The sequence below is a fragment of the Solibacillus ferritrahens genome, from assembly GCF_037027585.1.
Taxonomy (GTDB): Bacteria; Bacillota; Bacilli; order Bacillales_A; family Planococcaceae; genus Solibacillus; species Solibacillus ferritrahens.
Genome location: NZ_JAXCLE010000009.1, coordinates 137,513 through 150,347, shown reverse-complemented (window position 1 = coordinate 150,347; position 12,835 = coordinate 137,513). Strand labels below are relative to the sequence as shown.

General features: G+C 35.7%; 11 protein-coding genes. All 11 read right to left on the bottom strand.

The features are described from left to right. Positions 1-1,343: contractile injection system protein, VgrG/Pvc8 family (locus tag SNE38_RS10980; protein ID WP_336046491.1), on the bottom strand; the 1,343-nt coding region annotated here is incomplete at its 3' end. Between the two features lie 38 nt (positions 1,344-1,381). Continuing rightward, complete coding sequence (locus SNE38_RS10975) at positions 1,382-1,789, bottom strand: DUF4280 domain-containing protein (RefSeq protein ID WP_191702617.1); 408 nt, start codon at positions 1,787-1,789, stop codon at positions 1,382-1,384. A gap of 62 nt (positions 1,790-1,851) precedes the next feature. Beyond that, positions 1,852-2,406 (bottom strand): serine protease, encoded by a 555-nt coding sequence (locus tag SNE38_RS10970; RefSeq protein WP_336046490.1) that lies wholly within the window; start codon positions 2,404-2,406, stop codon positions 1,852-1,854. Positions 2,407-2,430: 24 nt separating this feature from the next. Beyond that, positions 2,431-3,564, bottom strand: coding sequence for a pentapeptide repeat-containing protein (locus tag SNE38_RS10965; protein ID WP_336046489.1), 1,134 nt, complete (start codon positions 3,562-3,564; stop codon positions 2,431-2,433). Positions 3,565-3,611: 47 nt separating this feature from the next. Further along, entirely contained in the window at positions 3,612-5,036 is a 1,425-nt protein-coding gene (locus SNE38_RS10960; protein WP_336046488.1) for a hypothetical protein, read from the bottom strand. Beyond that, on the bottom strand, positions 5,033-5,719 hold the full coding sequence (locus tag SNE38_RS10955; protein ID WP_191702613.1) for a hypothetical protein: 687 nt from the start codon (positions 5,717-5,719) through the stop codon (positions 5,033-5,035). The genes SNE38_RS10960 and SNE38_RS10955 overlap by 4 nt, the downstream gene beginning before the upstream one ends. A 21-nt stretch (positions 5,720-5,740) precedes the next feature. Continuing rightward, positions 5,741-6,457, bottom strand: a complete 717-nt coding sequence (locus SNE38_RS10950; RefSeq protein WP_336046487.1) for a DNA and RNA helicase — start codon at positions 6,455-6,457, stop codon at positions 5,741-5,743. A gap of 95 nt (positions 6,458-6,552) precedes the next feature. Continuing rightward, positions 6,553-9,201 (bottom strand): acetate and sugar kinases/Hsc70/actin family protein, encoded by a 2,649-nt coding sequence (locus SNE38_RS10945; protein WP_191702611.1) that lies wholly within the window; start codon positions 9,199-9,201, stop codon positions 6,553-6,555. A gap of 21 nt (positions 9,202-9,222) precedes the next feature. After that, entirely contained in the window at positions 9,223-9,924 is a 702-nt protein-coding gene (locus tag SNE38_RS10940; RefSeq protein ID WP_336046486.1) for an iron-dependent peroxidase, read from the bottom strand. Then, complete coding sequence (locus SNE38_RS10935; protein ID WP_336046485.1) at positions 9,915-11,192, bottom strand: normocyte-binding protein; 1,278 nt, start codon at positions 11,190-11,192, stop codon at positions 9,915-9,917. Before SNE38_RS10935 ends, SNE38_RS10940 begins: the two co-directional genes overlap by 10 nt. 1 nt (position 11,193) lies before the next feature. Next, entirely contained in the window at positions 11,194-12,819 is a 1,626-nt protein-coding gene (locus SNE38_RS10930; RefSeq protein ID WP_336046484.1) for a PP2C family protein-serine/threonine phosphatase, read from the bottom strand. Between the last annotated feature and the right edge of the window lie 16 nt (positions 12,820-12,835).

The window sequence follows — 12,835 nt, the reverse complement described above, 5'->3', positions numbered from 1 at the left end:
GACTCGGTTGCGCTGAATGCCATGTTTTTTGCTGCAAAGGTTACGTCCTCATTCGCTGTCACAACGATCGAATGCTTACTATGTATCGTGATGCCACTTTCCTGATGAAGTTGAAGAAAAACAGTGCCCTCAGTAGCTGTCATAGTGACGGATTGAGGATCAAGTTTTACATGCTTCCCCTTCGTTGTTCCCCAGTAAGACGTTTTCGGATCGGCTATTTTAGGGTTGGTGTCTCCCCCTTGCCGTACACTTTGCCGAACAAATGCTGTCATTTCTTGGTTCGTCGGAATAAGAAGGTGTACTTTATCCCCTTCCTCAGGTGGGCTATAAAAGCCACTATGCCCCTCTGCACTATACGGTGTCGCAAGGGAAAACCAGACCGCCTCTTCCTTTTTTTGTACGGAATCAATCGATAAATGCAGTTGGACACGATCTTTCTGAATAGCTAATACAGTTCCTTCAATGGATGTTCCTGTAAGTAACGGATTTGTTCTTCGCTCTTGACGAACACCCGTTTCTGGAAGTAGCTCATAGTCAAAGATTAGGACACCCTGTTTCATACGAGCGATCGACCGCGCAACAATAAGTTCCTTCTTTTGAAACAACACACGAGCACCTAGCTGCAACGGTTGGTAAGACTCAATGCTATACGTAATCAAATTGGATTCAGCAATGGGGCGATCCGAGTCATTTTGGACAATTTGCAAAAATTGTACACGATTTTTAGATAAAGTGTAATTGGTTGCAGAAATAGAATCCACTCGTCCTTCAGGTAGACCAAACCAAAACTTCGGTTGTTCCGCATCAATTGCTGGTATAAGGACGGTACGAAAATGCGATGCCATTCGTTGAAGAAATTGCCAATCCGTCTCCTTATATTGTAATATAAATTGATTCAGAGGAGTAGCTTTTGACACGGTGTCAATCACATCTGCACCAGGATATTCTGCAAGAACTTGTTGCATCATTTCACTATAGAGCATTTGGGCATGTTGGAAAGATCTTTCACGCCGCTTACAATCTAATTGAAACGTAGCAGATACTGCCTCGATCTTAATTTGATAGACGCCCCTTACCATCTGCACAGCAACTTCTGTTACATAGCCTTTAAAAAGAGCTTGTACACGACGTCCTTCTTTTTTCTGATACAACTCGATCCGATCTGTTGTACTGGCATTTTGCAAACTGCTTGCCTTCTTTGCTTCCGGGATGAATCCTATTATCGATAATTTTGCATGGTCATTTACCGTTTGTATTAGACAGAGATCATGCAACGTTTGTACCTCATAAGGGGATACGAGCTCTAAATTGCCATATCCAATTACTTCATTATACGTGTTCACATGCCTTCCCTTCCTTTCTAAAGGAGGATGATTTTGAATTACTCTTGCCCATCGTCTTCTACTCTAATGGTTCCGCTATAAAGACACATATTTGTCGATTGATTTGTCAATGCAGGATAATTTTCAATCAATTGATCCGTTTTCCCATTAATCCACGGCATCGTAACTACAGGTGTACAAGGTTGGGGCGTCAGAATACCATTATTAGCCGCTGTAGCTGCTGCAACTGTTGGGTTCGCTAAAGACGAACATAAACCGAAAGGCTGAATATTGACTTGAGGTTTAAAATCCATTGTATTCATTTGGGCTTTGTTTTTTGTGAACACACCATGACTAATTGGCATCTTCAAAGTGCTCGATTGATCACCCTTTGAACATGACAATTTGGCACCTGCTACTACATAACTTCGTTGCTCATCACCTTTTGTTTGCATTTCCTCTGACATCGAAAACATCCTTTCTTCAAAAAATGTACAACCCGCTACACATACCATAATTTACAAATCGTCTATAAATTTATGAAGATATCATTCCATCTTCCCTCAGTTTGTACTTTCACTAAGCGTAAGCCTCGGAATGATCGACGTAACATACTTTCTGCTAATTCAATATTGACTAGAATAAAATCTTCTTTTATTCCATCAATCTTAAAAAAAGTATAGGGAGCAGCCAACGCCTCATCAATGACAAGCTTTTTTACCGTTCCATCAAGATGATACTCTGTTTTAGGTGAAAGACATGCTACTTTTGGCGGTATGACCATCCAATATAATGTTTGCTTTATTTTAGGAATATCTACAAGAACTAACGGTTTAAAAGGCATTTGCGGATTATATTTCTCGACAAGTTGTTTCAATGGATCTGCTAACAAAGCGATCGGTCTACTAATAAAATCGATATAGTCCTGTTCAGTTTTGTCTAATATCGGAAATTGACTATCAATTGCATCAAGCTCACCCATTTTTTCAACCGTTAGCCATTCTTTCTTTATTGTTTGAGTGATTCCAACTGGCTCTACAGCATTTAAAATACGTTCATCTTGGGATAATATAAAATAATTCATTGTTATTTCTCCTTTTTCCGTCACTCATTCTTTCCAAATGATACTGGTTGCCTGTATGGGATCGAATGATACATGCTCCTGTGCCTCCTTGGAGAACATGGCCTTTTCCAAATTCGCACCTGTGAAATTTGCATACTTTACATTCGCACCGATAAAACATGCGCCTCGTAAATCCGCTAATTCAAAATTTGCCCCTTCTAAATTGGCTCCTGTAAAAAGAACAGGTAAGTAGCCTGGCATTTCCCAACCTTCTTGATTTAGAAGTCCAATTGCTCCCTGTACTTGCTGTAGATTCACTCCTTGCATTTGACTATGACTAAAATTCGCCTCATGAATTGTACTAAAACTTAAATCAGCATCTATTAATTTACTTTCGCTAAAGTTTGCACCGATTAACAAACTATCCCGTAGCTGACTTTGTATTAAATTAGTTTTTAAAAAGAATGCATATCGAATATCAATTCCTTCATAATTACCTGAAGATAAATTTAGATTGTTAAATACTTCATATGGATACTCGTCGTCTAAATTTTGCTCTAGCCAAGCTTTTATTTCGTCTCTATCTCTAACTGTAAAATCTTCATTATAAACAACCTCATTCACATCTAAATATTCGCCAATACGAATCTCAAGCTGCGGCTCACGACTTAAAGACATGTATTCTGAGCATTGTATAATATCAGCGAGAGCATACCTTGCCAAACTAATAACATATTGATGAAAATGAGTTACTTCTTGCAGCTTAATCGATTCAATATCAGCTTGGGTAATTGCACCTGCAAATGTTTTACTATAGGTGGTTAATTCATCTATGAACTGTTCGAAAAAGCGAAATGCCCAAGTTGCATCATAGGCCGTTAGAATCGGTTGAATATCAAAGAACCACTCTTCATCAGTTCCTTCCACCAAATAAATATATTTCTTCTCTAGCAATGCTGTGCGTAGTAAAGAAAAAGTAATATGTGCAAGGGGACCCTTTTGTTGAGCAACTTGTTGTTGCTGTAACTGTCGGCAAATACGTTGAAAGGCTTTTCTAAAATCCTCAGCGAGCGAATCCTTCGAAGCTTGAAAATAGACTTCCATTGCCAGTAAGTGGTTTTGCCTTCTTTTCTCTACTTCTTTTTCATAAAAATGCTGTAAAATTTCTTGTGTTTGCATAGATGTCTCCTTTTTTCCCTTTATTAAGAGGACTATGATGCTGCTCTTTAATTGGCTTTCACTTCTTTACCAAAAATTTGCACATTCCCATCCATGACGATTTTACTTTCCTTACATTTCAGTGAGATTTCGTCCTCAGCTGTTAAACTTATCTTTTTGCTCGCATTAACAGAAATATCTGCTTCGGAAATAAATTGAATGGCTTTTTTGCTAAAAACTTCAATTCCACTGTCTTCATTTAAACGAATAAAAATATCACCATCTTGTGCAGTAATAACAATTTCAGTTGGACTCAGTTTAATTTCTTTACCAAATGCCGTTCGGTAATATTTCGTAGAAGGATCATCCAATTTATTCGTGGCACTACTGTCCCGATTTTTACGGATTGAGCCACTAGCAATTCCTTCTTCTTCACGATGTGTTGGGAAGTAAATATGCACAAAATCATTCACTTCAGGCATGCTATACCAGCCACTATGCCCTTCTGCTGAATATACCGTTGAATAGAGAAATGAGTGCGCTTTAGCGATTTCCTGTTTTTCATCAATAGTCAAATGGACCTTCACATGGTCTTTCGCAACTTCTAATACTTTTCCTTCAAGAGATACGCCTGATATATCCTGATTAAAAATCTCCCGTTGATTCATGCCATTTTTTGACGACAGAATGTATTGATGTTTTAATAACCCATCTTTCATAGCTGTAGAAGCCTCATAGACGTACAGTGTTTGTTCATTAAATGATACGTAATCACCAATTTCCAGTACTTGATCGGTTTCTACCTCATAATATAAAAAGTCACTTTCCGCCATACCTTCATTTCCGTTTTCCGTATATAGCAGGTAGTCGGCTAACTTTTTCCTTACCGTATAATGATAATCTTCAAGCTTTCCTTTTCCTTTGCCATTTGGAACGCCAAAATGAAACTTCGGTTGGTTAAATGTCGCAGCAGAAACAAGCCCTACATTAAAACGAGACGCTAGCCGTTTTAAAAATTGCCAGTCGGTCTCTTGGTATTGAAGAGTAAATTTGTCTAATTTTGAACCTTTTGTTACCTCATCGATAATATCGAGACCTGGATAGAGGGGGCTTATTTGTTTGAATAATGCATCATACGTCATATCTTTATCCTGATATGAACTCTTTTTCTTTTTTACATCGAGTAAATAGGTACCTGAAGCTGCTTCTACTTCCAAATAATAAACACCATGAACCGCGCTTACTTTCACAGATAAAATAATTCCTTTAAACAATGGAGTCGGTACGCCTAAATGATCGATTTGATTTAATTCAATATTCGAGTAAACCTCTGTCATTTCTACATATTGATCTTTCACTTCTTCAGGTACAATGCCGGTAAAACGAAGGCTTGCATGCTCGTTTACTTTCTTTGTTAATATTAAATCTTGAATGCTCACTAGCTTAAATGGTTGGATTTGTAAATTACCATAAGTTGTTACGACTCCATTCATGCCTTTCTCACCCCATTTTTATCATTTGAGGGAAACTGCAATGTCTCTACCATTGCTTTTGCTATAGGGCGCCAAGTCTCAAGATCCCCTTCCATACAATTGAAGGTTCCGATAAGCGTTTGACCATCTAATGCTGCAAAAAACATTAAATTAAAAATTTCTCCATCAATAGCTGGTGTGATGACTTCAATAAAGGCAATTGTTTTTCCTTGTACTTCCATCATTCCTGTATCCAACCATTTCGCTGAAGGATGCGCCTGCTCAAGTACTTCGATCATATTTTCTTGGAAATCTACCACCTCTGATTCTCGCAAAGGATAATCCGTCAAATTGAGCGCTAAATTAATCGTCGATGTCTCATCGGTGTAAATTACATTTGGTCTTCTTTCTGACGGATACTTTAAGGATGCTAACTCCTTAGCCATAATTGAGAATAGTTTCGGCATTCGAATAATCATATTTCCTTTTAATACCGATTGACTAATTACAGGAATATTAAGTTCATTTATTTTGACAAAATCTTGAGTAAGGTCGACTTGCTGTGATGTTTGCTGATTTTCCTGTTGTGGCTCTAGCTCTTGTTGTAAAGCCGCTTCCTTTTGGGCTAATTCATGTTTTTCTTGCTCTCTCATTTCATTTCTAAGTGCAATAATTTTTTCATCTAGAAATTTCAACCCATTCACCTTCCGTTTCTTTTACATTTCTTAATCAACAATCATCCTTTGACGTAATGGCGCAATTCCTGTTTTTCGACCACCATTTTTTACTTCAACTAAAATACGAGACAAATATCGATGAATTTGACTATTAGAAAGTCGATGATCTGCAAGCTCTAAACGATTACTAATATAAAATTCAATTGCCTCCCGTTCCACACGTTCTTGGTTTAAACAGTCCAGTGTAAAAGCAATGTCGTACGGATTTGATGGTTTACTTTTTAAGAGTTCTCGTGCAAATTGACGTAAAATCATTGGATGATACGTACTATGTTGAATTCCTGCATACTGACAATGAAGGTGATTGATTGTATTAAATTCTGTAGCAAAATCAAAAAACTCCGTAAATTCAGAGCGCAGGCGAGCACCTGGCTTTAATTTAAAGCGAGCTAATTCTATCTCGTTTCGTGCACATTCAACTGCATCCTCTAATATGATTTCTGCAGTAGAGCTGGTGAAATCTAAATCCGATTCCGCTTCTGCAAAACGAATTTTTAAAAAACTCTCCTTTTTTGAATGCAAGTAAGCAACCTCATAGTCACTATGTAACATATAAAGTCTTCCGTTATACTTCACGATTCCTTTTGAAATCACAAGATTTTCTCCTCTTACAGTAACTTCTACACCTGCAATAATGCCGTCAGAGTAGTTTTGAAACTGTAAATCTGCTAAATCTCTAGGGTAATCACGTAAGTTTTCTAACATTTTACTTTTTAAAACTCGTCCCTTTTGAAAATGCGGATACTGATGGATAAACAACTATCTATTCACCTCTCTTCTTTCATTGCCAATTTTTAGTTTTATTTTTGTCCATCAAAAAAGTCTAATTCCGACAGATCCGTTTCAAAAGCAAAGAATTCTTTATTACCAATTAGTAATTGTTCATCTCGTCTTGCTATCGGTACAACGTGGAAGCCCCAATGATTTTCTCCAGCAAAAACAAAGAACTTAATTTCACCATTTGCAATAGAATCCGTTTCTTCCTGCGGAATTTTTTCTGCTGTATAATAGCTTTCAATTTGCTCATATAGAACGGGTACAAAATTTTCTATATTATTAAAATAAATAAATTTCAGAGACGGTGTATCATCACTTCTCCATAAGAAGAATTCAACTTCTGACACACCCCACGGACGAGAAATCGAACCATGGATTTGATTTAAACGTTCTTGATAGCTAATTAATACTTTATTTTGTCGGTTATGTGTAAGAGCACTTACCGCATAAGGGATAACAGGTGCATGATTTGTCATATTTATTTCAATGACACCGTTTCTTCTCGCATTTAAGTATCGAATTGCCCCTCTTAAACACGCTAATTTTAATTCTGGTACTTTCCCAATAGTTTCGGCCTTTTGTCGAAACTCAATACTTCTCCCTGGAACAAACTCTTTCAAAGCCTCTCGAAAGGCATCGATTTTACAAGATTGCCCCGTTAGTTTGATAATGGAATAATCATTTAACGTGCCCTCTTCATAAAACTGTTCTAAAAATTCTCGAACAATATTATAGATGTCTCCCTTTATAAGGTGGTCAATCTCTTTAATATTAAAAAAGACATTCGGATAATCATAAATATCCTGGAACTGATTGTTATCGACAATCGATAGGCTCCAGCGCTCCACAGCTGTTACATTTATGTCGCTATCCTGCTGTGCATCACTTTCCGAATTAAATCGACTTCTTAAGATGCCGGTTCTTCTATAAAATTCTTTCTTCATTTCTTCAGCCATTTCCCAAAGGAAGTAATAATTGTTGCGTACACGAAGGTATTCATCTCGTGTTCGGTTTTCATATTCCTTAAATCTTGTCGGGATTACACGCTCTGCCTCTAAGAAGATTTTTTCAAATTGTTCATAAACTGTGGCCACACCATATTCATCTACATGTCGATAAATATCTTTCCCTGGTATGTTGATCAACGTATCAATATCGTAGGCATTTTTACCACGGCTATAATAATTCGCAAAGACAATTTTCATAAATTGGAAAATCCGGTAAGTTATATTATTCCCGCCGAAATTCGTATCTCCATTTTCATACGTTGTATGAATGTCAATTTTATAAGAAATATGCCCATCTTCTATTTGAAATCTGCAGGAAGATAAGTCCGTTGTTCCACCACCACAATCAATAACAAGCGCTTTATACTCTTTCCCTTCTATAAAGCTATTGTTTTCTATTTGATTGGCAATTGTATTATAAAGAACTGCCATTCCTTCGTCTAAAGCATATTCTGATTCGATTTGATACTCTGGAAGAATGGACTGAAACATCTCTGTAAACTGAGTTTTCAACTTGACTGGACTTGAAATATGCAAATATTTAAAACGACATTTAAATTGATGTTCTGCCATACGGATCACATATAGAACAAATTCTCTTAAAATTTGGCTACGGGGAACGAGCGCCGTATTTCCATTAGCATCCATTATTTCTTCTAATTTGGCATAATTATTAATCCACCGTTTTATTCCTTGAAATTTCGTTGCAAGGGATGTATAGCTGTTTTTTTTCATTACTTTTAATGATTCATATCCAAAATGATAGCTTGGTCGATCTGGGTTTGAGCAATCTGCTACACTTAATACGGTAGGGACTACTTCTACCCATTCGTCATGATGCATTGAATCTGGAAATGATACAAAATTAATGCTGTCTAATTGAATTCTTTGATTCAATAAATCTTGACTACATGGCGACGAAACATAATCACGATCCAAATAGACACCAGCAGTAGTATTTGTCGTTCCAAAATCAATTGCAAGGATAGCCTTTGTCGTTTCTAATTGCTTAATTTCCAAGTCAGGGACAGGCACTTTATAGTAGTGAAGATTAGTCGGTGGAAGTGGGTTCTCCTGATAGTAGGATTTATACAGATACTCTGAATCTTGTTTTCTCAAAAAAATAAAACTATAATTTTTATTGTTCGTTTCACGAATGCCTATTGCTTCCTCAGTAGCTAAGTAAAACTGATTTGGGGATGTTTGGTTTTTTAAAATGTTAAAAATACCACATAATTCAAAATGCTCATTTATTAGAAAGACATTGGATTCTGCTAATAATCCGCCTGTTTTTACGTAATATTGATCTCGCTCGTCCATTTTCAATCCACTATATAGTGTCATTTTCGCTGGAATTTTTATCTCGCCATTATCAGAAAGTGGTGTTTGTAAATAGGCTTGTAACGCTGCTTCTATTCTTTCAAATCCACCTTCCTTTTTATCTTTTATTAATAAATTTTCCTCAGTGCCACGATATCTAAGAATTGTTTGTATTAAATCATCTCTTGTTAAGTTGTTAACTAACCCAGTAACGAGTTTTTCTTTGTAGCATATGTTCCGAAGTTGAAAAGTCGTTAATTCCAATAATTCTACATGTGTATAAGTCATGTATTTCTTTTCTGTCAAACGATTATTTGTATACAATTTATAAGAGTATTTACTCATCTCGACCTCTCCTTTCACCTTTTAATACAAGGCTATCCGATCTATTTGCATTGTCTCTTCGGCATCGATAATACCGAAATGATTTTTCCAATATACTTCCAAATTGAAACCTATAGGTAAAAAAAGTGTTTGAACAAACTGTATCTTTCCCTGGTCGATAATATTTTCTTCCTTGCCTATATAGAGTAGAACTTCGTCTGCCTTCTCTGATTTTGTATATATTGTGCAATTTTTAAAAAGTCTTTTTAGAGTATCTTTCAGTAAATAAAGTGTTTCTCCCGTTCGGTACAATCGTAAAATATTGAAAAGGATTAATTCCTGCTCCACCTTTGAAAGCGTAAAAAAAATGTCACTCATATGTTTGCCAAATACATTGCCTAAAATTTCTCTCGATAGAAATCGAATATAATATTCACGTTTATTCATTCCTTGCATCCGATCAATTTCTGCAAGAAAATGGATGACAATATCCACTAAATATTCTTTGATTTCTTCATTTATTTCGCAATCTGGATGAAATATCTCTTTAAAAATTTCAAAATATCGATAATATAAATTTGCTTCAATCGGATGTTCGTGTTCTATTAATTGCGTATTAATAATTGGAGCGCTTAATTCCATATAAGGTGAAAAATTTTGAGCTTGCGTAAAATGAATTTCTTTTTTTGGTATCCCTTGTTTTTCAGCCTTAATGAGCAATTCCCATATATAATTCATAGCCATTTCCCCATACATCTATATTCGAAGAAATATCGTTGCACTTCTGAAACAAGGAAACTCAATAGATCGTTTGAGATAAACGTTTCCTGCTCATTGTTTTTAAAGGATAACAGTAAGATTTTCTTATGCTGTGATTCCATCTCTTCTATTAAAAATGTATTAACAGGGTAACTGACACAATCATCCGGTGGGATTTCCTTCACTTCAATATCAATCAGCTCCAGCCTATGACTTACTTCAAAAGAATTTATTAGTCGAATAATTTCACCTTTTGTTTTTACATTGGCATTGTAATTTCTAACAAATTTATTGGTGAAATTATTGACTCTTTGATTTGACAGCACCTCATATTTGGCACCCTTAGGAAGCTTCTCATAATTAAATTGTGTAATTTTTAATAAGGACCACACCCCGGATTTATCCAGTGGTGAAACAATTGTCAATTCATCTTCCGTTCGCTGAATGTAGCGTACACTTTGCTCATCCGAATCAATAAGATAGCCATGTTGCGTCCCCAACTTCCTGATTGAAACAGTATGTTCGTAATTAACTTTGTCAATGGAAGGAACGGGAAATCCACTATTTTTCACTTCATGTCGCTCAATATTCCATAATGGCACCATATTTACATGCTTTATTTGTTCATACTCTTCTAAATCACATTCAACCTTATATATTTCTAAATCTTCTGATAAAAAAGGCCACTCCGTTAAAACAACATCGAAACATTTGTGAATATACGGATGGTTTATCGTTCGCCAAGGTATGCCATTTACTTGGTATGTAATATATAGCTTTTCAATTTCTTGCAAATATACTGTATTTTTTTGAAGCCTAACTTTTATATTCATTGGCCCATCTGAAGTTAAAAACTTCCCATTGAATTCCCTTGGTGTTTCGATTATTTTTTGAATCTGAGTAGAATCACATGCTAAAAATATATTACTTACGATTACGTTATCGTTATTTTGAATCAATTCGATTATTTGTTTTGTCTCGATTGATTTATTTTCAAGGTCAGATGGAAGCATAGGGAATAAATAGTCGTGTATAGGATCAATGTCATCTCTTGTATTCAGCGTGACATAAACATCATATTTATTTTCAGCATCATCAATCTCATTAAAGATACGTTCCTCAAGTCGATTATTCCATTCCGTTTGATAATCAATTAAATTGGCAAAAACGCCGCTCATAATATTCTTTAATAATTGACGCTGTTCTAAATCATCAATTTTACGTAGTCTCTCATACATGATTTCCTTTAACACATTATTCCCCTCCCTTCTCAATGTCTTCACTAAAAATGTCTTCATTATCAAGTGGATCTAGGGTTGACGACACATCTGCTACTGGATTCGGAAGCACCGGATTTAATTTTTCATTTACATTCATAATTTTTCGCTCGAGGCCTAATACTTTTGCTAATAATTCTGTCTCTTGATAAATTTCCTGTGCTAATACATATGAATTTAATGCATTTGCATAGTCCTGCTTGGCATAGCTGTTGTCTCCACTTTTTTCTAAGGACTCAGCCTTCAATTCCTTTTGAGCCTTCTTCAATTCTGCTATTTTTTCTTCAGTTTCATCTATTTTTGTCTTTATTTGTGATTCACCGCTAAATGAGATTGCAACTGCTCTTTTTCTAGCCTTTTCATAAGCAGCTAACGCCTTAAAATAATCTTCTGTATTAAAATGATTATCTCCATCCTTTGTGGCTTCAACAATTTGAACGATGGAATCCATATTCGCTATTTTTTGATCAATTACGTCATTCCCAAAATTCTTAACTATTTTTCCTTCTTGACTTGCTTTTTCATATTGCTCCATTGCTTCAGAAAATTTCCCTGCTTCTGCTGCTTTATCACCGTTAATAATCAACTGTGTTACTCTCAGCTTTGTACCTAATAAATTTCTATGTACAGGATCCTTTAGCTGTTTGGCTATATTTCTTCCCTTGCTGTATTCCATCAACGCCTCATCAAAGCTAGCGTCCCCAAAATAAATATTTCCTGTCTCATCATGGTCTCTCATGTCTACAGCTAACTCTGCTAACTTCTTTGCTTGCTTCGCTTGATAAAACAACGTACTACCACCAACAATTAATGTGGCTATTAACGCTGCAGCAATAATTTTGATATATTTCGATTTTTTCTTATTTGACTCTACATATACTTTATTTACAAATATTGAAGCAACTGTATAATTGTTAATGACTTTGTTTTGCCTACTTAATAGTACTTCTTCTAATATGTCTGTATATTGAATTGGATCTTTCGCTAGCTCTAAGGCATCTGCCATTTCGATTTCATTGACATCCTCCCAAAATCCAGGTGTAGCAAGGAGTAACACGTCTCCATCCATTAACTTCATTTTCTTAGAAATATAAGGCTTAAAATCATTCGGTTTTCCTAAATAATTTAATAAATTACTTTTTTCGTCATGCATGTTTATTTTAAACGAACGATTCTTTTCATTGATGATTTCTTGTGCTAGACTTTGATCATTACTCCTATGTAAAAGAGTACTGTTGCGAAAATGATAGAACCGTGAATTACCTGCCACTGCATAGATTAACTTTGAATAATCTGAAACAACAATAACAATACTGGCTTTTAATCGAACTCTTAAACTCTGTGCTTGTAGGTGCTGATGTGCTTTTTTCAAATATCTTTTTACGCTACTTCTTGATAGCGATGGTTTTTCCATAAATGACTCGAGCACGGTCTTTACAGCAAGTTGGGCACTCTTCATTTCTTGATCAGTATCTAATCCTTTTACAGCTACCCAACAAACCATGTCGTCCAACTCTGTAAAGGCAAAATAATCTCTATTTTGCATGAATGAGCCTGCTTCTGATAAAAAGCTAGTTTTGAAATCACTATTTTCCCTTCTCACAATGTACCTCCTTATT